Origin of the sequence: Photobacterium arenosum (genome assembly GCF_014841115.1) — a bacterium.
GTDB classification, from domain to species: Bacteria; Pseudomonadota; Gammaproteobacteria; order Enterobacterales; family Vibrionaceae; genus Photobacterium; species Photobacterium arenosum.
The window spans coordinates 247,523-272,891 of record NZ_JACYTP010000002.1 but is presented as its reverse complement, the minus strand read 5'-3'; the positions used below and the strand labels follow the sequence as shown (position 1 = coordinate 272,891).

At 46.5% G+C, this 25,369-nt stretch carries 20 protein-coding genes and 1 other RNA gene; 5 read left to right on the top strand and 16 right to left on the bottom strand.

Annotated features, from left to right (window positions below):
- Positions 1-152 precede the first annotated feature (152 nt).
- The 8 genes from IFO68_RS04480 to IFO68_RS04445 all read right to left on the bottom strand — a co-directional run bounded on the left by IFO68_RS04480 (position 153) and on the right by IFO68_RS04445 (position 11,433).
- Positions 153-1,283, bottom strand: a complete 1,131-nt coding sequence (locus IFO68_RS04480) for a cupin domain-containing protein (protein WP_192014771.1) — start codon at positions 1,281-1,283, stop codon at positions 153-155.
- 300 nt (positions 1,284-1,583) lie between these two features.
- Positions 1,584-1,760 carry a hypothetical protein gene (locus IFO68_RS04475; RefSeq protein ID WP_192014770.1) on the bottom strand — a complete coding sequence of 59 codons (177 nt, stop codon included), beginning with the start codon at positions 1,758-1,760 and terminating at the stop codon, positions 1,584-1,586.
- 138 nt (positions 1,761-1,898) lie between these two features.
- Positions 1,899-5,045 (bottom strand): lantibiotic dehydratase, encoded by a 3,147-nt coding sequence (locus tag IFO68_RS04470; protein ID WP_192014769.1) that lies wholly within the window; start codon positions 5,043-5,045, stop codon positions 1,899-1,901.
- Positions 5,046-5,167: 122 nt separating this feature from the next.
- On the bottom strand, positions 5,168-6,373 hold the full coding sequence (locus IFO68_RS04465) for a lanthionine synthetase LanC family protein (RefSeq protein WP_192014768.1): 1,206 nt from the start codon (positions 6,371-6,373) through the stop codon (positions 5,168-5,170).
- A 26-nt stretch (positions 6,374-6,399) separates the two neighbouring features.
- Entirely contained in the window at positions 6,400-8,511 is a 2,112-nt protein-coding gene (locus tag IFO68_RS04460) for a peptidase domain-containing ABC transporter (RefSeq protein WP_192014767.1), read from the bottom strand.
- 48 nt (positions 8,512-8,559) lie between these two features.
- On the bottom strand, positions 8,560-9,801 hold the full coding sequence (locus tag IFO68_RS04455; RefSeq protein ID WP_192014766.1) for an HlyD family secretion protein: 1,242 nt from the start codon (positions 9,799-9,801) through the stop codon (positions 8,560-8,562).
- A gap of 652 nt (positions 9,802-10,453) precedes the next feature.
- An RNA gene (gene ffs / locus IFO68_RS04450) (signal recognition particle sRNA small type) lies at positions 10,454-10,550 on the bottom strand.
- A 151-nt stretch (positions 10,551-10,701) separates the two neighbouring features.
- Positions 10,702-11,433 (bottom strand): VP0952 family biofilm-associated protein, encoded by a 732-nt coding sequence (locus IFO68_RS04445; protein WP_192014765.1) that lies wholly within the window; start codon positions 11,431-11,433, stop codon positions 10,702-10,704.
- 39 nt (positions 11,434-11,472) lie between these two features.
- On the opposite strand from IFO68_RS04445, the gene IFO68_RS04440 reads away from it, so the two are divergent.
- Entirely contained in the window at positions 11,473-11,799 is a 327-nt protein-coding gene (locus IFO68_RS04440) for an MGMT family protein (protein WP_192014764.1), read from the top strand.
- A gap of 52 nt (positions 11,800-11,851) precedes the next feature.
- On the opposite strand, the gene IFO68_RS04435 is transcribed toward IFO68_RS04440, so the two are convergent.
- A complete protein-coding gene (locus tag IFO68_RS04435) occupies positions 11,852-12,274 on the bottom strand; it encodes a YbaY family lipoprotein (RefSeq protein WP_192014763.1) in 423 nt (140 codons plus the stop codon).
- Between the two features lie 129 nt (positions 12,275-12,403).
- Here IFO68_RS04435 and tesB point away from each other — a divergent pair, with 129 nt between their 5' ends.
- Entirely contained in the window at positions 12,404-13,270 is an 867-nt protein-coding gene (tesB, locus tag IFO68_RS04430; RefSeq protein ID WP_192014762.1) for an acyl-CoA thioesterase II, read from the top strand.
- Positions 13,271-13,432: 162 nt separating this feature from the next.
- On the opposite strand, the gene IFO68_RS04425 is transcribed toward tesB, so the two are convergent.
- From IFO68_RS04425 to IFO68_RS04415, 3 genes are all read right to left on the bottom strand, one after another.
- Positions 13,433-15,217, bottom strand: a complete 1,785-nt coding sequence (locus tag IFO68_RS04425) for a SmdB family multidrug efflux ABC transporter permease/ATP-binding protein (protein WP_192014761.1) — start codon at positions 15,215-15,217, stop codon at positions 13,433-13,435.
- Positions 15,214-16,959 carry an ABC transporter transmembrane domain-containing protein gene (locus IFO68_RS04420; RefSeq protein ID WP_192014760.1) on the bottom strand — a complete coding sequence of 582 codons (1,746 nt, stop codon included), beginning with the start codon at positions 16,957-16,959 and terminating at the stop codon, positions 15,214-15,216. Before IFO68_RS04420 ends, IFO68_RS04425 begins: the two co-directional genes overlap by 4 nt.
- Positions 16,960-17,218: 259 nt before the next feature.
- The gene (locus IFO68_RS04415; RefSeq protein WP_192014759.1) at positions 17,219-17,695 is read right to left on the bottom strand and encodes an Lrp/AsnC family transcriptional regulator; all 477 of its coding nucleotides are present in this window, start codon (positions 17,693-17,695) and stop codon (positions 17,219-17,221) included.
- A gap of 135 nt (positions 17,696-17,830) precedes the next feature.
- Between IFO68_RS04415 and IFO68_RS04410 the strand changes: the two genes are divergently transcribed.
- Positions 17,831-18,898, top strand: coding sequence for a PLP-dependent cysteine synthase family protein (locus tag IFO68_RS04410; protein WP_192014758.1), 1,068 nt, complete (start codon positions 17,831-17,833; stop codon positions 18,896-18,898).
- Positions 18,899-19,003: 105 nt separating this feature from the next.
- Positions 19,004-19,702, top strand: a complete 699-nt coding sequence (gene queC, locus IFO68_RS04405) for a 7-cyano-7-deazaguanine synthase QueC (RefSeq protein ID WP_192014757.1) — start codon at positions 19,004-19,006, stop codon at positions 19,700-19,702.
- A gap of 169 nt (positions 19,703-19,871) precedes the next feature.
- Here queC and IFO68_RS04400 read toward each other — a convergent pair whose 3' ends face one another.
- Positions 19,872-20,633, bottom strand: coding sequence for an isocitrate lyase/PEP mutase family protein (locus IFO68_RS04400; RefSeq protein WP_192014756.1), 762 nt, complete (start codon positions 20,631-20,633; stop codon positions 19,872-19,874).
- A 159-nt stretch (positions 20,634-20,792) separates the two neighbouring features.
- On the opposite strand from IFO68_RS04400, the gene IFO68_RS04395 reads away from it, so the two are divergent.
- Complete coding sequence (locus IFO68_RS04395) at positions 20,793-21,689, top strand: LysR substrate-binding domain-containing protein (RefSeq protein ID WP_192014755.1); 897 nt, start codon at positions 20,793-20,795, stop codon at positions 21,687-21,689.
- A 334-nt stretch (positions 21,690-22,023) separates the two neighbouring features.
- Here IFO68_RS04395 and IFO68_RS04390 read toward each other — a convergent pair whose 3' ends face one another.
- Genes IFO68_RS04390 through selD form a run of 3 tightly spaced genes read right to left on the bottom strand, consistent with a single transcriptional unit; the run spans position 22,024 to position 25,007 of the window.
- Positions 22,024-23,169, bottom strand: a complete 1,146-nt coding sequence (locus IFO68_RS04390) for a cysteine desulfurase family protein (protein ID WP_192014754.1) — start codon at positions 23,167-23,169, stop codon at positions 22,024-22,026.
- 21 nt (positions 23,170-23,190) lie between these two features.
- Positions 23,191-23,961, bottom strand: a complete 771-nt coding sequence (locus IFO68_RS04385) for a sulfite exporter TauE/SafE family protein (RefSeq protein WP_192014753.1) — start codon at positions 23,959-23,961, stop codon at positions 23,191-23,193.
- Positions 23,958-25,007, bottom strand: a complete 1,050-nt coding sequence (selD, locus tag IFO68_RS04380) for a selenide, water dikinase SelD (protein WP_192014752.1) — start codon at positions 25,005-25,007, stop codon at positions 23,958-23,960. The genes IFO68_RS04385 and selD overlap by 4 nt, the downstream gene beginning before the upstream one ends.
- Between the last annotated feature and the right edge of the window lie 362 nt (positions 25,008-25,369).

The window sequence follows — 25,369 nt, the reverse complement described above, 5'->3', positions numbered from 1 at the left end:
GCAGAAAAAACCACTGAATATGGCGACAGAGTACGTACTATATATGATCCGATCCACTAACCCTGGACACTGACAAAAGGTGAACCTAAGATACCTTTTGCTATTGTCAGAATCAGTTAACTCCCATTATATTTATTAAAATATTTAAAAATCTACTCGCGTATATGAATCACACCAAATGAATAAAATAATGCAATTAAAAAAGTTATCGTATCCATATTAACCTCGCCATTAAAATACTCATATAATTTTCTAATTGTAAAAGTATCTTTTTGGGAAGTAAGACACTGAAGGAAACCTATAAACTGATTTTCAGAAGACAACTTTATTTTATTCCCTCTACAAAAAACCCTTATTTTTTCCCCGTTATCCGCAAACTCTATGGAGAAATCAGGATCAAGCAGAAATACGGTGTTATTTTCAAATTCTGGAACCTCGCGTTCGATAAAAGAATATCTTAGCCCTTTTTGACTTTTATTTCTCAGACAGTGATCTTCAAGTCTTTCTGACATCCACTCAGCCAGTGTGATCTGACTGATTTCTAAACGTTCTATCACTTCGTGAACATCACCTGCAAAGCGATTGTCATTAACTGCATCATAGAGCAGGAATTGTGTTATAGCACTCTCTGGATTCTTGGAAATTGATAATGCCAGCCCAATAGAAAATGACTGAGTATTACCCACGTGATAGTAATTAGCAGGCAGAAGAAACATAGACCCTGCACTTATTTCGTATGTATCCCCGTAGGAGATCAGGTCTTCAGGTTGATAACAATTTTTTTCTGGCCCGTTTAGTTGATGGAATAATTCCGGTTCAAAGAGTGTCATCGATTTAGCCGCCGGACCAAGATGAAAGTGAACAACATGCGTATAGGGATCATCAACATGAATACCAAATGGAGTATATCCGTAATTTCCCATAAACAATGTTGCTTCAACAGAGGCGCATGAATAGCCATATCTTTCAACTAAAGGCTTGAATACTTTTGCAGCGAACCGGGAAATATCATCTGACCACTGTTGAACACCGTTAATGACGATACCGAATTTCTTCCCTTCAGAAACCCGCATAAAAAATTGTTCAATGCTTTCTGACGCTTCTCTTTCTTCTCCTATAAACCTCTTTTCCTCCGCTTGGTTTTCCTTTCCTTCAATGTAAAGACGAAATTTGGAAGAGCCATTCTGACGGCTGTCTTCCTTTAAACTTGTAAGCAATGTAAAAATAACGTCTTCAGAGAGAGATTCAACATCGAATGCCTCTTTAAGCAGCAATGGTTCCATTAAGGATCCATACACCTCACCTCCATTGCTACTACCGAGACTATCAAAGCGCTCTACATGCTGAATTAAATCATTAATGAAGCCGGGGTAAACATGCAATAGCGATGAAGTATTGATCATGGTTATTGTCTCAGAAGAAGATAGATGTGAAAAAAAATCAGGCACTCTATTATTTTGAGTGCCTGACAGTAAGACATTTTAACTTTGTATACATCTGCCATAAACACAATTACAAAGCAGGAAACAGACTAATTACATAATTTAGCTCAATAGCAACTATGTCATATTCCTTTTTGGTATTTATTCACTTTCACTTGATGCTTGAACAGGCTTTGTTTTCATGCAAGAAAGGCCAACTGATAAAGTTGGCCAGCCACCTGCAACTTGCTCTGCTGCTTCACGTTCAATTTCAACAGGCATGTTGTCTGCATCTTTCGATAATTTTGCGACTACAGTTTTTTTTACATTAAGTTTCATTACTTTCTCCTATTTTTTAATGCCAGCATTCAAGACTGACTTGATAGAACGTAACATATCAAGAACAGTCAAGTAGCAACAATAATATAAATTTATTCTCTATTATGCGGCTAGTCACGTAATTATGAAAATGATAAATTAGTTATTAGTCGTAAGTGTTTGTGTACTCAAGTAGTATCTTCGAAGAAAATCGTAGACTACAAACTCGTGCTGCCTATTGTAAGCCCTAAAAATTCTATTAAGTTGCATATGAAGAAGAGAAGCCAACAACTCGTCTTTCGATATTATTGTTTCATCACCACTTAAACTAAGTAACTTACTGCTGAATACTGAAACACTTTTTTCATGAGACTGGACAATTGAAAAGAGCTCAGAAGGGGGATAATTCACAGGGAAAGAGTTATCTCTAGATAAATCGGAATGAAGGAAACCAGACAATTCTCTGTACTTACGCCCCAATATTTTACGAAGCGCTGACGTTTCAGAGAATTCTTTCCCAAACGCCCTACGTAACCGACTAATTAACGAAAGTTTATCAGTTAACTCGTAACCAAATGATGAAAGTACGCTGTCTGAAATCATAATAGCAGCTCTCCAGCGTAGACTTTCTCCATGCATATCAATTTGACTTAAAACCTTAAGTGTGGTTTCTGAGCAAACCTCAAACAAGGACTCAGCAATAGCAATAGTAGCATCCCCCCCATACCTTTCTATTTCTCTCTCATAAGGTGCGACTGTGAAATGAGCAAGCTTATCAACCTCTGTTAATGAGCAAAGCACCTCTGAAACCGCAGGGAGTACTCGACTTAGCAAGGTTTTCGGTTCGCCTCTAAATCGAAGACGGAGGTGCCAATCAGGATCGCTATATCGTATGAAAAACCAATTGCTGAAAAGATTCTCTTTCTGCATTGTTTTAATAAGAGGAGATAAATGTTTAGTAAGAAGGTTCTCAACATCTGAGTTTCCTCCATAAATATGCAAAGAAAGCCATTCATTTCCTGGCATAAAACGCCTTTTCTCTTGGCTCGGCTCACTAAATGTTGCTGTCGATTCCGGCACTGAACCGACTCCCTTCTTTTCCTGATTCATGCACAAAAAATGAACTTCGTTTGCATATCTTTTAACGCTATCACTCTGCTCTTTCACGAGTGGTGAATAAATATGATTTAGAGACTCCTGAAGCTTTACGGTATCCAAACCTTGCGTTTCGCTCAAAAGAACCTGAAGACACTTAGCGCTTCTTAAGTTCAATGTCAATGCATTGTCATGTAGTGAAAATACAACATTTTCTGGCAGGTCATACTTAGAAAGAAAACGGTTAACTTGCTCAGTAAACTGAGATTTCGTCATCTTTTCTAATTCAATGAATAGTTTCCTTTGAAGGTTCCACGTTCTGGGAGATAAGATAATATTACCAAGCTTCACCCTTGGTAATACTTCCGCCACGCTCAGTGCTTTAGGCCAAATAAATTGGGGGAGTTGTATATTTTGCTGTTGGATCTGGCAGAGAAATTTATATATTCCCAAACTGTTTGCATTGAAGTTATGGGCACAAGACATTCGGGGAATCACTTCTTTACCCAACCGTTTTGACCACAGACGTACCCGATTGTTTTCAACATAAACAAAAAGCTCTTTAGGCTGGATTTGAAAATTTTCATCGAGATCCGAATCCGCCAAAAATACAATTTCATGATTCCTCAGCTTAGGGCGTGAAATAACGTTTCCAGGTCTACCATCCGGTAAATGGATCACTTCCGCAAAGATAGCTTCAGGTCGCGAATTTTCTTCTCTTTGAAGGTGCTCTCTTACTTTTTTTGTGAGATCCTTATCCAGATGACAAAAACGACCTAAAAAATTCGCTGCTGATGGACCATAGCAACCCTGAAAATGAATCAAGGTTTCCTTTTCATCTCCTGTTTCGAATAAGGAGGCCTGAACTCCAAACGAAACCGGCAACTCCGTCTTACCCGGCCTTGCACACTTTTCTAGCTCTTTCCGATCCAGGTAAATTTCTTCCTCAGCAAAGGCCCCCCTACGACATAATTTTTTCAAGAGCAGGTCATCCAACGGTGTGCTTTCTAGAGCTTTACCATTAGCTGAACTCACACTCAGGGGAATACCTGCCAATAGAGGTGATTCGTAGCCTTTCTCAGATCCAAAGGTAATCCCTGATTCATCATCTAGCACTTTATTGAGAGGGACAAAACGCCCCTCATATCGACGCTGAAATTGAGTGATAAAATTTTTGAGTGGATTCGCTGCTTCGTGCGTGACCCCTGCTAGTAATGAACATGCTGTTTCAATGGAATCAGCAATATCCCTGCTGAGGAGCTTTGATGAAAAATTACGCTCCGTATCTACCTGAATCAACTTTGTAGGATTAAGCGGAAAAGGTAATGCTTTTAGCTTATCTACCACCTCTGAATAACTTTCAGTGCTGACATGCGTTTTGGTGTCGAAATCTTGGAGGGTGTCAACTACCGAATGTAATACCGACGAGTACTTCATTAGCCCTGACATAGAGAGAGATTTCACCAAATGCGAAGATGGCTCTTCTGCTGTGAGAGGCAAAGGCATATCCAATATTAAGATCTTCTCACTAAGAAGATCTTCTACGTATTGCCTTATATCGTCCCTTGCAATTAACGGATAAGCATCTGAAAATTTATCTACTAACACATTTAAAGTTATGCCTTTATTTGTGAGCTCTAGTATGGAGTCAAGGTACTCATCTGTTTCAGCCTCACTAAGTTGGTAATTCAATGCATTACCAGATTGATAAGACTCGATATACCTCAATGTGCGGTGGCCTGAGTGATAAAGGGTAGTGTTCGATTTCACTACAGTGTGTTTTGTAATATTTTCTTCCAGGGAAAGATAATCACGTATCCCTGAAAGATATAACATATCGAGCCTGGTTTTTCGTTTATCTTCTTCCCACGGTAAGCAACACAAATCTGTTGTATGGCTAAATTCCCCTTTGCTGATACCAGCAAACAAGCCAAATGGCGTAGGGCGACAATGCATCCGTATATAGTATTTGAGCAATGCACACCCAATTTTTTTCCCTTGTTTGCTGTTGGGATCTTTTTTCCATATCGGGATTCTTGACAATAATGATGGACTAGATAGATACAGTGCTTCCCTGACTTTCGGATATTCGAGCCAGTTCTCCAAAGTGTTGGTAAGTTGCTCGTCGTCACCTTCCCATGAAAAATAATCAGTCACAGGCAGACTTGGTGTTCTCATAACAAAGAAATTGTCACACTTTATTTTTTTCATATCATTGTCCATGTCTTAAATCGTCATTCCCCCCTAAGTAAACTAAGGCTAGATTGACGGTAAATTGAATGAAGAAAAGCAGCGGTGCTTAATGTGATTGATTATTGTAAAGGAAGTTCTGATTAACTGAGGAGCAAACAATCATCCCAACTGTCATCAACGCCAACTGCAGTTAGTAGACAGAGACCAATACCAGAATAGCCTTCCAAAAGTCCTGCATTTTCGATAGAAACACCCTGTTCAGATACATACTGATTGAGTCCGGATAATCCTTTTTCCCGATAAAGAGACAATGTATAGTCAAGCCAGTAGTCAGCGGCGTCATAGAACTCAGATAAACCAAATTTTTTGTACAGCTTACGATAAATATGAAACAAACCTGAACTGCCGTGGCATAATCCACCGTCATCCACACCCGATTCCTGCAATGTACGATGAGTCGAAGCCAATGCAATTTCCTTTGCACGACTCAACATTGCTTCGTCTTTCAATGCTGAAGCGGCGTTTGACAGTACCCAGGCAGCACTAAGATCACCATAACACCAACCAAGGCGTGTCTCGCATGTCTGTCCAGCATAATAACCAAAAAATGTACTGGCTTCGGGCGAGTTGTGATTAGCCAATAAACACTGGCAAGAGCGCACTAAGATCCCTTTGATTTGCTGCCATTCGTCCCCAATTAGCGGAAGAGCAAAACTGAGTGTTGCAATAGCAGAGCCTACGCCATGCGCTACACCAAGATTAAATTCATTATCAGAGGAACAATTAAAACGTAGTGCTGATGAGACAGGTGTACTCCAGCTCAATCCGTCTTTTGTATTCACTGCACTTCTGGTTAATGTTTCAAGTATTGAACGATACGCCTTTTCGTGGGGATTATTAATAAAACGCCTGCGACAAAAAGCCGCATAGCCAGCCAGACCAAATACGAGTTCATAATCACCACTCCATTGATGATCGCTAAACGTTTCAGCCAGATACAATTCGAAATCTCGATTAATCTCCTGATCATACTCTGCTTCATCAGCTTCAGCAGACAACAACTCAAGGAGCCAGCAGCACCCACTCAATCCTTTACCAAACGAGATATCCTTCAGATCACTCATTTGAGATTGAAACATATCGAACTTTTTTTCAAAGCGCGTTAGGTCGACTAAGGATTCGTTATACTTTCTCAAATTCCATTGAAAGAGCAATTGACCTGCCAATCCACGATAGAGCGATGGATCAGTGTCCGTCGCTTTTTCATTTAAGTAAGAACAAATATCATGAAGTAAGCTGTTAATAATGTTTATACGATCAGGTTCCTTCGCCCAAATTGAACTCATAGCTTGTTCTCTGGTTGTTATGTTAGTCACTGGGAGTATTCAGTAATCTTGCTGATACTTTTGTACTGAGCGGTTACTTCAAACAACTGCCCATCCCTAAGCTCCAATACTCGATCAGCCATTTGTATTGTTTCCTTGCGGTGAGCGATAAGAATGCGAGTAATGTTAAGTTCAGAAAGAGAACGATTAACGGCACTTTCTGAAGCAATATCCAAATGAGAAGTCGCTTCATCTAAGAACAGAATTTTAGGGCTGCGATATAACGCCCTCGCAAGAAGCACTCGCTGCTTTTGTCCACCCGAAAGGCTTGAGCCCAAGTCACCAACAAGCGAGTTGTACTGCATTGTCATCGCCATAATATCTTGATCAATGGCTGCCATTTTTGCGCATGCCTTAACACTATCTATATCGAGATTTGGATCAAATTGACCGATATTTTCGGCAATAGATCCCGACAACAATTCATCCGACTGCATAACGGTCGCTATTTGACGTCGATACTGAAGGTGTCCCAGTTCATCCAGGCTTTTCCCATCGACAGTTACTTCACCAGATTCAGGTTGATACAGCCCAAGCATGACTTTCATCAATGTCGTTTTTCCACCTCCTGAAGCCCCAACGATTGCCACACACTCTCCGGACTCAAACGTTGCTCTCAGATTCTGGAATAAATAAGGCTCTCCCGAGGAATGGCGAAAAGATATATTATTGATGCTCAGCTGACCTGACATATCATGATTTTGCTTGGAGTGTAAGTGGGTTTCCTGTTCAGCTTGTGCCAAATCAGAAAGGCGTTCTAAATGTAAACCCAGCATTTTGAACTCAATGAGCTTATCGACTAGTGAAGAGAAGCGCTGTATAAGTTGCATTTTATAGGCCATGAACGCCATGAACATGCCGATAGTAAAAATTTCATCTCCACCTGAAGCCATAACAAGCTGTGAGCCAAGAAAAATAACCAGAACATTTTCAACACCAAAAAGAAAATTCTTGGAAAGGTTATAGGCCAGATTTAACCGCTCTACTCGTACATTGAGGTTCAACGCCTTTGTATAATGGTTCTGCCAAAGAGCCTGTCGTTTTGCTTCAATACCAAAAAGCTTTATGGTCTGCATTGCACGCACATTTTCCATAAAGTTGGTGTTTTCAGTTGCATCAGCCACAATGGCTTCTTCGGAAATTTCATGAAGTGGTCGGTACCACAAACAACGCAATAAGAGGTATAGCAGCATAGCCGCTGATACTACCCACGCAAGTTGCGGACTATAGAGATAAATCATGACTAACGTCATCACTGCCATGATGCCATCAATAACGGCTTCCACCATAGCTGTTGTTAGCATTTGCTTTATTTGTTCCAACGACCCAAATCTGGATACGATGTCGCCCATATGGCGCTTTGAAAAAAAGCTCAAGGGTAAACGCATTAAGTGCTGGAAAAGATTGAAGGCCAGTTGCTGGTTAAGGGTCGCACCAAGGTGGATAACAACAAAGCCACGCAATGCACTGGTCGCTACATTAAGTAAAACCACTAAGCCAAAGCCCAGTGCGAGCATTGAGAGCAGGCTTTGATCAAAACTCACGATCACTTCGTCTATCGCGAGTTGCATATAATACGGGCTCGCCAAAGCAAACACCTGCAATATGCACGACAGCGCAAAAAGCTGAAAAAGAACAGGTTTTAGGCCATTTACCGAGTGAATAAACTGAGAAAGTCTCATCTTCACCCTGACATCTTGTTTTTTGAAGGCTTTTGTCGGCGTTAACTCTAGCGCTATTCCGGTAAAATGATCACTTATACTCTCCAGAGACAGAGTCCGTTTACCTATAGCAGGGTCAACAATCGTCACAGACTTATTAGATACAGATAGAAGCACCACAAAATGATTCATGTCCCAGTGAATGATACAGGGTAATTTTAAATGGCCCAGCTGTTCGAGAGTCAGTTTTAACGCTCGACCAGCTAAATTCAACTCGTCAGCAATATTAATAAGCTGTTGTAAATTAACGCCTTTTAGGGTCTGCGCATACTTGTTTCTAAGAGAATTCAAATCTGATTTATAACCATAACTGTCCGCAATCATAGCTAAACACGACAAGCCACATTCTGCAGCTTCTGACTGGAGTATTGTTTTCAATGCTTAATATTCCCTTATTAACCTTACCATGCAGATAGACCTAAAGCCCTAAAACTCCACAACTCCTCTCAAACTAAACAACGGTTCCATTAACCACTCAGCTAATGACCGTGTATCAGTAATAATGTCAGCTTCAAGTTGCATTCCTGCTTGTAAAGGCACTTCTTTTCCGTATGCCTGAACTGTTTGTTTGGCAAGCTTTGCTTTAATTCGATACATAGGTTCAGTATTCGCAATAGGAAGAGTGAATTCTCCTGGAAGAATAATATTTCCTGTCATTTCATATATTTCAGAATCCAACATGCCGAATTTTTGAAACGGAAATGCATCGAGTTTTATTCTTGCGACCTGACCTTTAGAAACAAAGCCGAAAGCACTCGTGGGAACCATCAGCTCTGCATATAAAACCGATCCTTCAGGCAAAATACTCGACATATACTGCTGTGGCCGAAGTAATTGACCTACTTTTATATCTAAACCCGTCACTCGGCCAGTTGATGAACTACGTAAAAGGATTTCACTTTTTCCGGATAATTCAGTCAAACGATTCTTTTTCTGAGACTCAGATAATAACAGGTCTTGTATTTCTTTTTCTTCTTCGAGGGGTAACTGTTCGAGTTCTATATTGAGGTTACGTATCTCCTGCTCTTGAAGTGCAACTTTTGCTTTTAGGGTGACAATATCTTGTTGTAGTGTTAACAAAAGGTCTCTTTGACTCTCTTCATCAATGTCTGACAAAAAGCCTTTCTCTGACATCTTTTCATAATTAAAAAGTCGATTTTCAGCCATTAATTTACGCGATTCGGCCTGAATAATTTTCAGATTAATCAATTCGATCTGAGTCTGTTTCGAGTTAATCTCTTCATTGAATGCTCGTTTCCTGTTTTCGAAAATCTTATGTGTTCGAATCTTCTGATCATTAATTATTGAAAGCTGCTTATTAATTTCTTCTGAAAGAATATCATTCAGGTCTATCCCTAAATCTGTACTGTGCTTGTATTTAAGCCTAAACAAAGGCATTCCATATTCTATGTACTGCCCTTCCTGAATAAAAACCTCTGTCACATAAACACTGCCAGGCGAGTAAGTTTTAATAACACCTTTATTCGGCAGTAAATAACCACTTACTGTTTGTTTTTTCTTATACTCTGCATTAAAAATAAAAAACATACCACTGAGGAATATTAAAACCAAAAGAAAGAAAAAAGCCCGGTGGCTTAATGGTTGAGAAAGAGTTACATCTCCCCAAAGTTTATTATATTGATGATTTACCGCTTCCCGGCGAAACATGGGCAAGATCTCTTAATTTTTAACATTCCCAATTTTTGTATTGTCACAGAAAATAACTTATCTTTCAAAGTGCTCCCAATAAAAACAAACAGCCTAGTTACATACCATATTCATAAAAATCAGAAGATTAGGCTAGGATAAACATTTAGAGTAGAATCATTAACCGATTGACTGGAATTGCAAGAACTAAATTGTTTACCTATTCTTTTGTGCCTCTGGTCTCATATTAGATAAAAGTTAAGGTTCCTAAATAGCTAGTTCTCAGAATAGTACCGTTTCATTCATATTTTAGAAGTGACTGGCTTTAGAAATTGAGTACCTCTGGTTAAGCACCAAACATGCAGCTTCAAGTTGGATCTTTGCAGAAAATGAACGACGTTATCTTATAATGATACAGCTCTTTCTTTAGTGCTGTCTTGACCACCTAAAATGCTGTTCGGGGTCATTACCACTGCACTTGGTACTTACAAATTTAAATAGTTTTTTACGCGGGAGTGTTTGAGCTGACGACGATACATAATGCCTAGCCCGTTTTGTTGTTAAACTACAACAAAAATAGCTTATGCACGCTTATGGTGCTAATTATGTACGCTTTTAGGGGAATTATGCAGGCTTATGGTGAAAACTACACAAACGCCAGATGGGTGGAGACCCCCGCCAGCCACATCCCGGCACACACGTCGCTCGCTGCGGCTGCTCCCTTCCAGGCCTGACCGGGTTCACGAGTTAGTGTTGCGGGAGGACCAATGGGGGCCTCCATAGATTCGATGTCTCACTGATAACCCTTTCAGGTAATTGCGAGAACGGGACGGATTATCCACTAACCCCAAAGACAATGCAAGGCATTGGCAAGCCGCGTGCTGCTGACTGCTGGATTATTACCCATCTGCCGGGTTCCCTTTATGTACTTTCGAATTCGTTGAGTAAATATTCGGCCAGCGAGGCGCTGCCCAGCACCAGCAGCCAGGCGACTAAAACGGGATTAGGCACTTCAAATTCGGGGATCACCACCAGGGTGGCAAAGGCAATCGCCGGTAATACCCAGTTGAGCCTTGTTACCCAGACAAGCTGATTCTGCTGGTACAGTGTCTGAAGTGCGACGATGACACCTATGATGCACAGTACAACCAAGGCGGCCGGTGTCAGCCCACCGAGCCATAAAGGCACTGCCAGCAGTAATGGCCAGCCATAATTCGCTTTAACCGGGCGCCAGTAGCGAGCGGCAAGCCAGATGAAACAGACCGCCAGCACCTGCAGCAAGGTATACGCGGCCTGGCCTGCCAGTTTTTCTTCGCCCTGCAAGGCCAGTAAGCCGGCATCCATGGCGATCACCACAGCAAAGAGTAACGCCGCAACCTGCCAGTTGCCCCGGGGCGAGAAAGAGACAGTCAGGACAGGGAGCATCATCAGCAGGCTCACCGAGAGGGCGAGCGGCTGAAAAGGCAATACGGCGCCAAACATGCCGATACCCATTAACAGCAACACAGCGGACACGCCGCCTTGCGGCAACAGCCACAGTGCGGGGATGGCCACCGCAAGCACGGTTAAATGATGCTGTGCGAGCCCAAGGGCGCTGACCCCGACAATGGTCAGTAACATGCTCATGACAGCCAGGATTGTGGTATATAACATTTGCACCTCCCTGCACAAATTGTTACCCAGGATCCCAATATGGACGACTTTAAGAATCAAATCTACAGCCAGATCGCGCAGATCCCCGACGGCAAAGTGTCGACTTACGGTGATATTGCCCGCTTTGCGGGCTTTCCCGGTTATGCCCGTCACGTGGGAAAATTGTTAGGCCAGTTGCCGGAAGGCTCTACACTGCCCTGGTTCCGGGTGATCAACAGTCAGGGGAAAATTTCACAGCAGGGTGATGACTTCCTGCGCCAGCGGCAATGTCTGATTGCTGATGGCATTGAGGTTTCTGTTACGGGCAGGATTGCTTTGAAGCGTTACCGTTGGGATGGATACCCAGAAGAGAGATCTCCTGAATAAGCAAAACCCGGCATAAAAGCCGGGTTTTAAGTATAAGGGTGCGGTTATGCAGTTATTGTGCTGCGCGTACCAGCATCAGATCCAACTGAGTGGTTTTGGCCGGATCGGTAATCACATGATTGGCAGTATCTGTGATGAACAGCAGCTTACCGTTCACTTCGATTCGCGCGCTCACGGCATAGGTATGAGATGGCTTAATCTCTTCTTCCATATACTGGAGGCTGAATGAAAAAGGCACCTGCTTGCCTGCAGCCAGGTACGACTGGCGGCTGATCACTGTCGCGGGCACATCCATCAGAGAAACATCTGACAAGGTCACCGTAATCAGCGCATCATCCGGAAGCGCCATACGCTCACGATACGTCAGATTACCTTCAACTTTTTCGACACCTGCTTCTTTATTGATCATATTTGTACATGCTGAGATAACCATAGCCGTGACCAATAAGGTTAGTAACGCAAACATCTTTTTCATCGTTGTACCCTGCCCTTGATATTCCTCCCACAAACTGATGGTTCTAACACTTCAGAACCTTTCGCCTTGAGTTTATGGATAACTAACTGTAAAAATTTGGCTAATAATAGCATTATAACTGGAGCTCCGATGAGCAAAGAACTGAACGAACTTCTCAATCTGTTGCACTTAGAACAACTGGAACAAGGTTTGTTCCGCGGCCAGAGTGAACATCTTGGTTTACCCCAGGTTTATGGTGGCCAGGTCATCGGACAGTCCTTGTCAGCAGCGAAAGAAACTGTGCCTGAGAACCGGTTTGTCCATTCCTTCCACAGCTACTTCCTGCTGCCGGGTGATCCGCAAAAACCGATTATCTACGATGTCGAAAACCTGCGTGACGGTAAAAGCTTCAGCACCCGCCGGGTAAAAGCAATTCAGAACGGTCGCCCTATCTTTTACCTGACAGCGTCTTATCAGGCGCTGGAAGACGGCTTTAACCACCAGTTCCCAATGCCTGAAGATGCCCCACCACCCGAGTCTCTGAAGCCTGAACAGGATCATGTCAAAGCCATCGCAGACCAGCTGCCCCGCAAATTTGTCGAGACCTTTGGCTGCGAGCGACCGATTGAAGTTCGTCCGGTCACTGTGGTCAATCCGCTCCATCCTCAATCAGAGGCGGCTAAACAATACCTATGGATAAGAGCCAATGGTGAAATGTTGAACGATCCTCGCATTCACCAGTACCTGCTGGCCTATGCCTCAGACTGGGGTTTCCTGGTCACCGCCCTTCAACCACATGCCGTCACGTTACTGACCCCGAAAATGCAGGTGGCCACCATAGATCACTCCATGTGGTTCCACCGCCCGTTCCGTATGGACGACTGGCTGCTTTATGTCATTGACAGTCCATCAGCCAGCGGCTCACGCGGTCTGGTTCGGGGTGAGATTTATAACCGTGACGGCGAGCTGGTTGCTTCCGCCGTACAGGAAGGTTTGATGCGTAAACGTGAAGACTGATTTATCTGGAAAACGATCATCTAAAAGACGTTCATCTTGCAGACATTCACCTTACAGACCTTAAGCACTCACTAACGGCAAAGCTCCCGGAATAGCAATATGCCACCATTATCCCGGGAGCCATTTATAGTGAATGACTTGTACATTTTTGTCAGGCTGATGTCAATTTTCTGCTGTCTCGGCAGGTGCTTCTTCCAAATGCTGGAGATGATCACTTACCTGCTGCAACTGGTACATTTGCCAGTACTGTTTGCGCTCAGAAAGCAAGCTGAAATGCGTGCCTCTTTCAATCACTTCCCCATGATGCAATACCACAATCTCATCGGCATCCATGATGGTTGAAAGCCGGTGCGCAATTACCACAATACTCATGTTCTGACGCAGCACCGAGAGCGTATGCTGAATTTTTTGCTCTGTTCCTGAATCTATATTGGCAGTCGCTTCGTCCAGTATCAGCACTTTCGGCTGCTCCACCAGTACACGGGCCAGTGCCAGTAACTGCTTCTGTCCGGCAGACAGGTTCACTTCCCCGCCTCCCAGCACAGTGTCTAAACCAAACTCGTACTGTTTTATCTGTCCGGCCAGGCCGACCGTCTCTAATGCGTGCCAGATCTGATCATCAGTCATCTCCCGCCCCAGGCTGACATTTTCCCTGACGGTATCACTCAGTACGTGCGGATCCTGCTGGACCATGGCGATGCCCTGACGAAGCACAGGCCGGCTCAGGCTTTCCAGCGGACGACCATCTAACTCGACGCCGCCTTCGGAGCTTGGATAAAAGCCCATCATGAGCGAAGCCAGGGTACTTTTGCCGCTGCCCGTATGCCCGACCAGTGCCAGAAATCCCTGATGCGGCAGTTCAAGATCGATGTTGTCCAGCACTTTCTGCTTGCCGTCATAGCTGAAGCTCAGCTTACGGCATGCCAGATGCCCGCTGGTCAGCGGCCTTTCATCCTCACCGTATGCTTGCTGGCGCGAGTCGATCAGCGCAAAGATCCGCTCGCTGGCCACCAGTGCCTGCTGAAGCAAAGATAATTGCTGTGTCATTTCAATCAGCGGTTCGGTGACCCGGCCCAGATAGCTCAGAAACGCATACAGCACCCCGACCCCGATAAGATCTGTGCCACCAAAACCAAACAGCGCCACCAGCGTCAGCAAGGCTATCCCGGACAGCAGATCAATCAGGGGCCGCAATAACACGCTGTTCAGTTTGGTCACCCCGATTTGCGCCTTGAGGTGCTGATCGGTCAGCCCGGCAAAATAGGCACTGAAGGCTTTTTCCTGCCGCATGAGCTGGATCAGACTCATCCCCTGGATGGACTCGCTCATCGAGGAGTTAATGTCCGCCAGCAAATCGCGCATGCGTCGATAGGCACTGGCACTTTTGTGCTGGTACACCACCATCACACCCACCACAACCGGCAACAACGCCATTACCACCAGGGTCAGACGCCAGCTCATGATAAACATCACAGTGAGCATCACCACAATCAAAGTGACGTTCTTTAAAAAGGTCGCAATCACAAAAACGTAGAAATCTTTAATCGATTCAGTGTCATTGGTCAGCCGGGAGATCAGCTTGCCGCTGGGCATGTAATCAAAGGCCGACAGAGGCTGGTTCATCACCCGGGTAAACAATTGCTTGCGGACTTTCTGCACCACGCCGATGGCAATCTGATTAAAACGCAGCGACTGGGCGTATTTAAACGCTCCCGCCAGCATCATCAGCGCAATATACACCGCCACTAACGCCGCGACATCGGCCGCCGGAAACTGATCGACGGCAATATAATGGTCGATAAAGCGCTGCAATAACCAGGGACCGGACACATCCGCCAGTGAGGCCACGAACAATAACGCGATAGCAATGAACAGGTTGCGCTTATCGTCCAGCGCGTACCTGAGCAGCCGTTGTAATACCGCCCGGTTAACTGCCTGTCTTTTCATTGCCCCTCCTCAATGGCTTGTTCCAGTTTCTGGTAGCGGTGCATCTCGGCGTACCAGTCATCATTGATCAGCAAGTCCGCGTGCGTTCCGCGCTCGCTCACCTGACCGTGCTGCAGCACGACGATTTCATCGGCCTGCTCCAGCGCGGTCAGGCGATGGGCAATGACAATCACGGTTTGCCGCTGAGGCTGACTGCGCAGATTACGCAGGATCCTGTGTTCTGTTTTGCCGTCGACGGCCGACAGCGCATCATCCAGTACCAGAATTTCAGCATTGAGCAGCAGCGCTCTGGCAATCGCAATGCGCTGTTTCTGGCCGCCGGACAGCGTGATGCCCTTTTCTCCGACCAGAGTGTTATACCCCTCAGGAAACAGCATGATATCTTCATCAATACAGGCTAATCCGGCAGCGTGACGGATGGCATCTATACTGGCATCCGGCCTGCCCAGCGCAATGTTATCGGCAATCGAGCGGGAAAACAGGAAGGGACTCTGGCTAACCACCGCAAAACGGCTGCGCCATTGCTCCAGGAGTGCATCGCGGATACACACGCCGCCATACGCAATGCGCCCATGGCTCAGCTCTTGCTGGCGTAATAGCAGCGCCAGCAAGGTAGATTTACCGCAACCTACCGGCCCGGCCAGCCCCAGCATCTGACCTGCCGACAAGTGGATCGCCAGCTCCTGCAGGGCAGGCTGGCGCTGCTGCGGCCAGGAAAATGCCTCAATCCGGATATCCAGCGCCTGACGGGTGTCCGCCAGTGCTTTGGCGCCGCTGACGATAGTCGGGGCCTGATCTAAAATTTCCTGCAGGCGTTTCCATGCCGCAGAGCCGCGCTCAAGAATATTGAACAGCCAGGCAATGGCCAGCATCGGCCAGATCATCAACCCCTGATACAGAGTAAAAGCGGTCAGATCGCCCAGAGTCAGTTCCCCCTGATGAATTAAATAGGCCCCGCCACCGACACTGAGGAAAAAGGACATCCCGATTGTCAGCTGGATCACAGGGTCAAACTTGGCATCCACTTGCACCACCCCGAAATTCTTTTCACCGGCATGGTCAACGACTTTCTCAAACGCGGCCTGCTGCCTTTGCTCCAGACCAAAAGCACGGATCATCCTGACGCCGTTCAGCGATTCCTGCGTGGTGTCCGTCAGGGCGGAAAAAGCGGCCTGCGATTCGCTGAATCTGTCATGCAGCTGGCTGCCAAAGCGCGAGACCAGCAAGGCCATAACAGGCATAGGCAGGAGCGCTAAAATCGTCAGTTGCCAGCTGAGCTGGGTCGTCATGATCAGCAAAACCGCCAATCCGGTGATCAGCGAATCCGCCGCAGTCAGTACGCCTTCTCCGGCTGTCATCACCAGCGCATTGACATCATTGGTTGAACGGGCCATCAGATCACCGGTTTTGTGGCGCTCAAAAAAATTCGGCGCCTGCCGGGTAAAATGGCGATAGAGTTTGTCTCTGAGCACAGTGCCCAGTTTCGCGGCACTGCCAAACAACCACAGACGCCAGACTATCCGCAACACATACACCAGCACCCACATCGCGGCCAGTCCGCCCAGCCACATCAGCATGGTGTTGATGGTCATTTTGCCTTCAACCACACCGTCGACTATCCAGCCTATGGCCCGGGGTGGAATCAGTTCAAAAAAAGCAATAATGACAAAAATAGCGATCGCGCCGCCATATCGCCGCCACTCTTGCCGAAAGTACCACCTGAGTTGCCAAAAAACCTGCATGTTTCCTCCAGCAAAGCACGGTCTGCTCACGAGAAGTAAGCCGAAGAACAGAAAAATATTATAAAGTCGGGTGGATCGAGAGGATAAAATCACTCGTCACACTGAGGTGACAATCTAGCAACATATTGGCAAAAAGGCAGGCTGGTTATCAACCCAAATGTAAGGAATGGCAGCAAAACAGCAGGTGATGCTGCCTATTTTCACAGCGTTAACGGAATATTTGTTTTTATACAGTACTTTTTCAATACAAATCAGAGATTTATAAAGGAAGCGCTGTGGTGTATTTCAGGGGTTCCATGGCAAACGTAGAGGTCACATTGGTTAATCCGCTGATACTGTTGACCAGTTTTTTATAAAAGCTGTCAAACGCAGACATATCTGCCATCTGAACTTTCATCATGTAGTCGTATTCTCCGGCCATCCGGTAGAACTCCATCACTTCCGGAAACTCACTCACTGTCGCGACAAAACGGTGATACCAGTCCTGAGAATGATCGCTGGTTTTTATCTGGACAAAGGCAATGAATGACAGCCCTAATTTGACCGGATCCAGCAAAGCCACCCGCCGCTTCAGTATCCCCGCTTCTTCCAGCCGTTTTAAACGTTTCCAGCAAGGAGTAGTAGTCAAATTGACCGCTTCTGCTAAATCATTAAGCGACAGACTGGCATCCATTTGCAGCAAGTCCAGCAGCAATCGGTCCGTGGTATCTATTTCCGCTGCATTCTTTTCGGCCATATTTTTCCCTGAAATGTTTATTTTTAAGAAAAAATTTCTATAATTAATCAAAGCAACAATAATAATAGCAAAGAAATTTCCTCCCGTTAGCGTAAACTTTCATTGAGTTAATCAGCCAATTTTCAAGGATGTTTCATGCGTCACGATCCACTCTGGGTGAACCAGGCCATCAGAAAAATCGAAGCCGACTTTCAGCGCTCAGCCGATACCCATCTCATCAAGCTGGACATTCCGGCCATTGAAGGGATCGACCTGTATCTGAAGGATGAAAGTACTCACCCGACCGGCAGCCTGAAGCACCGTCTTGCCCGTTCTCTGTTCCTCTACAGCCTGTGCAATGGCTGGATTGGCGAGCACACGACTATCATCGAATCCTCGTCTGGCAGCACCGCGGTTTCTGAAGCGTATTTTGCCCGCTTGCTGGGCTTACCGTTTATTGCCGTGGTCCCCCGCCGGACTGCCCGTAAAAAAATTGAACAAATTGAATTCTATGGCGGCCAGGCACATTTTGTAGACGACCCTTGCCAGATTTATGACGAATCTCGTCGTTTGGCTGAAAAACTGAACGGTCATTACATGGATCAGTTCACCTACGCGGAACGTGCCACCGACTGGCGCGGCAATAACAATATTGCCAAGAGCATTTTTGAACAGATGCAGTTAGAAGCGCACCCGATACCAACCTGGATCGTCATGAGCGCCGGCACAGGCGGCACCTCCGCCACCATAGGCCGCTATATTCGTTATCAGATGCACGACACCCAGCTATGTGTGGTGGATCCTGAGCATTCGGTGTTTCACGATTACTACCTCACCCGGAATCCCGCCCTGAAAGGTGAGCGCGGCAGCCGTATTGAAGGGATTGGCCGCCCGCGTGTCGAGCCAAGCTTCATCCCGGACGTGGTCGATGACATGCGCACCATTCCGGATGCAGCCAGTATCGCAACCGTTCACTGGCTGGAAAAACTGCTGGGCCGAAAAGCCGGGGCTTCTACCGGCACCAACCTGTACGGCGTGCTGCAACTGGCCAGTGATATGAAAGCACGCGGCGAACAAGGCTCCATCGTGACCTTGCTGTGCGACAGTGGCGAGCGCTACCTGGATACCTATTTCGACACCGATTGGGTGGCCAGTAACATAGGTGATATTCAGCCTTACCTTGAGCAACTGGCGGTCTTCGAACAGACAGGGCAACTCAGTTGATCCTACTCTCCCGGTAAGTGCTTGTAACAAGGCAGGTGGCTTGGCATATCCTGACTCTCAGGGTAGGATGTGCCTTCTTTTTTGAACCAGATTCGGAGCAACACCATGCGCAAAGCCGTTGTCGTTTTCAGTGGCGGACAGGACTCTACCACCTGTTTAATTCAGGCTATGGCCAATTATGATGAAGTCCATTGCATCACTTTTGACTATGGTCAACGCCATAAACTGGAAATCGAAGTTGCAGAGGCCATTGGCAAAGACTTAGGTGTTGCCGCGCACAAGGTGATGGACGTCGGCCTGCTCAATGAACTGGCCATCAGCTCACTGACCCGTGACAATATTCCTGTGTCCCATGAGCTGCAAGATAACGGCTTACCCAATTCCTTTGTGCCGGGTCGTAACATACTGTTCCTGACGCTGGCAGGCATTTACGCTTACCAGATAGGCGCAGAAGGCGTCATTACCGGTGTGTGTGAAACCGACTTCTCCGGCTACCCGGATTGCCGTGATGAATTTGTGAAGTCACTGAATCAGTCACTGGTACTGGGCATGGATCGTCCGCTCAAAATAGACACCCCACTGATGTGGCTGAACAAAGCTGAAACCTGGGCGCTGGCCGATCAGCACGGTAAGCTGGATTACATCCGCAATTACACCCTGACCTGTTACAACGGCATTATTGGCGACGGCTGCGGCAACTGCCCGTCTTGCGATCTGCGCCGTGAAGGCCTGGAGTCCTACCAGAGCAACAAAGACATAGTGATGAAAGCGCTGACCGACAAGCAGGCTGCAAACCAGGCTTAAATGAAAGCCTGGGTCATCCCAGCCAAAGCCGGCCGCATCATGCGGTCGGCAGCCACAACACCTTAATGCTGTTTCACACAGACTTAACCTCCTCACTTGAGAACGCTTTCTCCGCTCCCATTCTGAACTTGAAAAAGATCAGCAGCGAATCAGCTCATCCGACTGTGCTCTAATCAAACAGCGATTTACACGATCCGGATTGTTTCATCTCAACCAATTGATTGAGATGATGCCTGTGCATCGCATCATGAGCAAAGTTGCCTGAACTGATCCGTTTCACTCCCAAGCCTGCCAACACTTCAAAGCAAGGGAGATCAGGCATTGCCATTACATTCACCGGCAGCGAACTTGCTGCAACAACGGCTTTGATATCGTCAGCCTGTGTGAGACAGGGCACAAATAAGCCATCAGCACCTGCCATCTGATAGATTTGGGCGCGCTTCACCGTTTCGGCGCAAGCATTATCTAAACCCAGTAAAAATGCATCGCAGCGGACATTGATAAACACCTCAACCTGACGTTGCCGCAATATATTGCGCACTGCCGATAATTTCGCTGCAAATTGATCGACATCCACTAACATTCGGGATTCATCAACACGGCTATCTTCAATATTGATTCCGACCACACCCAACCCGGTCAATTGCTGTATATGATCGGCAATATGCTGCGGCTCACGACTATACCCGGCTTCAATATCCACACTAACGGGAAGCTGGCTGACTGCGGTAATGCGCCGAACCATAAAAACTAACTCAGCAAACGGCATTTGTTCGCCATCCTCATAGCCCAGCAGGCTGGCGATGGCTGCACTGGAAGTCCCTAACGCCTGATAACCAGCCTGCTGGGCGCAACGGGCACTGGCAGCATCCCAAACATTTCCGATGATGAAAGGCGTCGTTTGCTGATGTAATTGTTTAAATTCTTGCATGATGTCTGTCTCCTGACTGGAAAACCACGAATAGGCAGGGCTGATCCCTGGAATGCCTATTTTGTTTTCAGGCGAGGTTTAACACCAACGATACGAATCGACTTTAAATATAAGAAAAACTTATAATATTGCACCCGAATACAGACAGACGCCCCTATTTTGCTGAAAAATATCAATCTACTGGTCACCTTTGAATGCGCTGCCAGACACAACAGCTATAGTCTGGCGGCCGCTGAACTCTGTATTTCCCAGGCCGCCGTCAGCCAACAAATGCGACAGCTGGAACAGAGTTTAGGATGTCGCTTATTTGTCCGGAAAGGCAAAAGAATGCTGCTGAGCCAACAAGGCCAAAGCCTGCTCAAGTGCGCGCAACAAGCTTTGGCCATCATTCATCAGGGGGTGAACCAACTTCATCAGGAAGAGATTGCTGGTGAGCTCACCATCAGCTCAACACAGGCTTTTACCACGCTCTGGTTGATGCCAAGGATGCAACGCTTTTCCGAACTGCATCCGGACATCCAGATTCGTGTGATCTCGTCCGCGGGGTTTGATGATCTCAGACAAGCACATATTGATCTGGCAATTCGTTTCGGCACTGAGGTGGAAAAATACACACAGGACAGCCTGTCCTGTGAGTACTTTGGTCAATCCGCTGTCTATCCGGTTTGTTCTGCGCAACTTGCCCGCGATCTGGCACTCAGTTCCCCCGACGATCTTCTGTCCACCTGGCTAGTCACTCTGGAAAACCCCGGCGCCTACGATTGGCAAAGCTGGTTTGAAAATGCAGGTGTGCAGGCCAGCAACCAACACGCCAAGTGGACTCGGGTCAACAGCACAGATATGGCACTGACTGCGGTGTTAAACGGCCATGGCGTCACGCTGGCCGTGCCCTATTTATATCAGAGCCCGCTTGACGCCGGGCAACTGGTGATCCCTTTTCAGTTGCCTCACCCTAATCCGGTCAGGCGCTATATGGTCTATGACCCGAACTCAGCCAGACTGGCACGGCTAAAGGTATTCATGGCGTGGCTGAAAGCTGAAATGGCCGATGCTTGAACCTACCGGACCGACTTGAACAGCCCAACCCAATGATTCTATCGGGCCCTTCCCTAGTCTCTGAGCTTACTGAGCAGATTCGCTTTCACCGCCGGCCACTCACCGGCAATGCTTCCTGGATTCAGCGCCTGCAAGCGGCGCATGGCAGAGCATCATAAACCAATATGAAATAAGCTTCATTAATTCTGATGGCGAACGTTTTCTCGTGGTGACTCTGAGATCACCAGAGAACATCAGCACTGGTTTAACGATGACCGCTGTCGTACTGAAACGGTGAAAATAAAAAAGAGCCAGCTAGATAGCTGGCTCTTTACACAAAGACTGTCCCTGAACATCAGGCGACCAGCGCTTTGGGCGCAACACGCCGGAGCGTATCTGCCAGGCTGGCGTAGACGGCTTCTGTCCCGGAGTACCCCAAACTGAAACGCAGGGTATTTTTTGCCACATCATTGCTATACCCCAGCCCTATAGCCACTTTCGACAAGGCTGATTTCCGGTCTGAGCAGGCCGAACCGGATGACACCATGATGCGGGCATCATCCAGAACCGTCTGCAAAACTTCCCGGCTGACGCCGCCAATAGCACAGAAAGTCAGTCCAGGAACACGCGGTGCCGTTTCGCCGATAATGACGGTTCCGGGAAAGTGGTGCTTCAGCGCTTGTTCAAAGCGTCGCTGCACCGCGGTAACTTCCGCCTGATTCACCATCTGTTGTTGTGCGAGCGGCAAAGCAATGGCCATAGAAGCAATGCCCAGATAATTCTGGGTACCTGCCCGCAGGCTGGATTCCTGTCCGCCGCCCAGCAAAAGCGGGCTGAAATGCCAGGAATTTTTCACCAGCAGAAAACCGGTGCCGGGTAAAGCGCCAAACTTATGACCAGAAGCGACGGCATAATCCACTTCGCTTCGCTCGAAATCAAAAGGCTGCTTGCCAATCAGTTGCGTGGTATCGCACAGATATTCCGCATCATATGCATGGCACAATTCAGCAATCTGCTGATAATCCTGAATCACCCCCGTTTCATTATGCGCAGCCATCACCGCCACCAGAACCGCTTTCCCCTGACAGGCTTTCAGTGCGACCTGTAACCCGGCCAAATCCAGCAGCCCGTTTTGTTCATGCGCAAGGACAATAGAATCAGCACCTTTCGCACGACAGTAACGAATGTTTTCCAGCGTCGCAGAATGTTCATAGGGCGAATGCAGGATCACTGCATCCTGATAACTGTGGTGCTCAAAGAAACTGAAAAACACATTTCTGATCCCTTCGGTTGCACCACCATTGAAGATCAGCTGGTGGCTGTCACAGGACAATACCCCGCACAATGTCCCCCTCGCCATCTCAATCTCCTGAAACAATCTGTTTCCGATGAAATGATTCGAGTTCGGGTTGCCAAAACGTTGTTCTGAAAACTGCTTTTTCAGGTAATCAAAAACCTCGGGCTTGATCCAGTCAGACCCGCTTACATCCGCATTAATCATTTTTCCACCAATCGGTTTGGATCAGCCGATAGCCATCGACATGATTTTGATAGAACTCAGCAGCACGAAAATATTCACGCAACGCGCAAGCATCTTTTCGTTCAACCGAAAATACAGGTAGCTACCGAGCTTTGCGCCGACGAATATGCCCGCCACCAGATAACCACAGAGCGTCCAGTCCAGAGTGTCTGAAGCCGCACGTCCGAAAAACAATGAAAAAGAAGAGATAATCCCGATAACAGGCGCTGTCGCAATGGCCAGTTTGGGAAGGCAGCCAAATAGAGCAATCATCACCGGCAGATAAATAAAGCCGCCGCCCTGACCGACAATCCCGCAAGTAAAGCCCAGCAACAGACCAATTATCGGCAACACCACAGAATCTAACCGGATTTCACCCAGCCACTTTCGCCAGAATTCCGGGCCTAAGGTCGTGATCACCACGGAACTGATCGCCAGCACAGAGAACGTGATTAAAATCACCTGGTCGGATAAATGAAACGTGAATAAAGAAACCGCCAGGCTGGCGACGCCCATAGGGACGCCGAAACGGTAAATCAGATTTCTATCCCGTTGCTGATATTTTGAGTGATGAAACAGGGCACTGACGGAACCAAAGAAGCTCTGGGCGACCGTCAATCCGGTAATGGTCACCATCGGCAGTGCTATTCCGTTTAGCCAGGGCATGCAAATAATCAGTAAAGGTGCCAGCAAAATGCCGCCACCGATACCCAGTAAACCCGACAAACTGCCTGTGATGATCCCTAACAGGCCAACGATAATTTCCTGACTCATTTGATGATGATCTGCCCTTGCCCTGCGCTGATTGTCCCGATCACATAATGGTCAGACTGTTCCGCTTCAAACAGCGGCAGAATATGATCCCGATAGGTTTCCTCGTCGACGGTAAACAATAATCCGCCGTTCGTCTGCGGATCGTGCAGAATCAGACGAAGCGCATCGCTGATGTCGGCTTCATATTTCACAAACCGGGCATAACGGCTGATATTGTTGTAAGTACCGCTCGGATTCTTAGTCACCGCCAGACTCAGAGCTTCCACACCTTCAATGACAGGCACCGCATCCCCATCAATGCTGACGTTAAACCCAGTGTTGTCCACCAGCTCACTCAAATGTCCGGCAAGACCAAAACCGGTAATATCTGTCATCGCACTGACACCAGGATGCTGAGCCAAAGTGTAACCAATCCGATTCACGCGACTCATGATTTCGAGCGTTGACTCGGGTAACTCTGCTTCGCTCAATCTCCCCACTTTCAGGGCATTTGAAATAATGCCAATCCCCAGCGGTTTGGTGATAATCACCAGATCATGATTTCGGGGGGTATTATTTTGCCGGATATGCGCATCCTCAACTTCACCAATCACCGCAAAGCCATACAAGGGCTGCGCATTTTTAATGGTATGGCCACCGACCACAGTTGCCCCGCACTCCGCCATCACTTCCTGGGCACCCTCAATCATTTTTTCAATGTACGGCATGGGGATATCATCGGGTGGAAAAGCCAGGATGGAATTGACAATTAAAGGACGGCCGCCGGTCGCATAAATATCACTCAGTGCATTGGCTGCAGCTATTTTCCCGAACAGATAGGGAGAACTGACGGTTGAACTAAAAAAGTCAGTCGAAAATAATAGCTTTTTACCACCAAAATTATAAATGGCGCAGTCATCAGAGGTTTCAAAGCCCAATAAAATATCGTTATTTTTAACGGTGTTTTTCTGCTGTGTTGTTTTCAGAATATTCGTCAGCATCTGAGGCGGGATTTTACATCCGCAGCCACCAGACTCTGAAAATTCCAATAAATTGCAAACTGACATATCAGACACTCCATGTTTTTATTGTTTCACGTTACAAATTATTTTCAGAATCATGACAGATTTGAGTCAGGCAATTTACACCGGTCTTATGACAGTTTTATTTCAAAAATACGTCACAGAAATGACAACAAATAACAATAAAAAACAATAATTTAAAACAACTCTATCAATAGCGTTCGGTTGAGCCGCACTCCGGCTCAATTTTCAGTACCATCCTTTGACACAACCGGAAAAGAACAAAAGGAAAGTAACAGTAAAGTCACTTTCCTTTTTATTGCGGTCTGTCACATCAGCCAGTCATTACATACTGAAGCCGACGAAACGCCGCTGGCAATTGTTACATTGGGTGGGTTGCTGAGTTA

Coding starts and splice junctions, on each gene's coding strand:
- IFO68_RS04465 (WP_192014768.1), bottom strand. CDS start 6,373: ATGAGTTCAATTTGGGCGAAGGAACCTGATCGTATAAACATTATTAAC.
- queC (WP_192014757.1), top strand. CDS start 19,004: ATGCGCAAAGCCGTTGTCGTTTTCAGTGGCGGACAGGACTCTACCACC.
- selD (WP_192014752.1), bottom strand. CDS start 25,007: ATGTCAGTTTGCAATTTATTGGAATTTTCAGAGTCTGGTGGCTGCGGA.
- IFO68_RS04420 (WP_192014760.1), bottom strand. CDS start 16,959: ATGCAGGTTTTTTGGCAACTCAGGTGGTACTTTCGGCAAGAGTGGCGG.
- IFO68_RS04410 (WP_192014758.1), top strand. CDS start 17,831: ATGCGTCACGATCCACTCTGGGTGAACCAGGCCATCAGAAAAATCGAA.
- IFO68_RS04440 (WP_192014764.1), top strand. CDS start 11,473: ATGGACGACTTTAAGAATCAAATCTACAGCCAGATCGCGCAGATCCCC.
- IFO68_RS04480 (WP_192014771.1), bottom strand. CDS start 1,283: ATGGAACCATTGCTGCTTAAAGAGGCATTCGATGTTGAATCTCTCTCT.
- IFO68_RS04400 (WP_192014756.1), bottom strand. CDS start 20,633: ATGCAAGAATTTAAACAATTACATCAGCAAACGACGCCTTTCATCATC.
- tesB (WP_192014762.1), top strand. CDS start 12,404: ATGAGCAAAGAACTGAACGAACTTCTCAATCTGTTGCACTTAGAACAA.
- IFO68_RS04455 (WP_192014766.1), bottom strand. CDS start 9,801: ATGTTTCGCCGGGAAGCGGTAAATCATCAATATAATAAACTTTGGGGA.
- IFO68_RS04390 (WP_192014754.1), bottom strand. CDS start 23,169: ATGATTAATGCGGATGTAAGCGGGTCTGACTGGATCAAGCCCGAGGTT.
- IFO68_RS04445 (WP_192014765.1), bottom strand. CDS start 11,433: ATGTTATATACCACAATCCTGGCTGTCATGAGCATGTTACTGACCATT.
- IFO68_RS04435 (WP_192014763.1), bottom strand. CDS start 12,274: ATGAAAAAGATGTTTGCGTTACTAACCTTATTGGTCACGGCTATGGTT.
- IFO68_RS04415 (WP_192014759.1), bottom strand. CDS start 17,695: ATGGCCGAAAAGAATGCAGCGGAAATAGATACCACGGACCGATTGCTG.
- IFO68_RS04425 (WP_192014761.1), bottom strand. CDS start 15,217: ATGAAAAGACAGGCAGTTAACCGGGCGGTATTACAACGGCTGCTCAGG.
- IFO68_RS04470 (WP_192014769.1), bottom strand. CDS start 5,045: ATGAAAAAAATAAAGTGTGACAATTTCTTTGTTATGAGAACACCAAGT.
- IFO68_RS04475 (WP_192014770.1), bottom strand. CDS start 1,760: ATGAAACTTAATGTAAAAAAAACTGTAGTCGCAAAATTATCGAAAGAT.
- IFO68_RS04385 (WP_192014753.1), bottom strand. CDS start 23,961: ATGAGTCAGGAAATTATCGTTGGCCTGTTAGGGATCATCACAGGCAGT.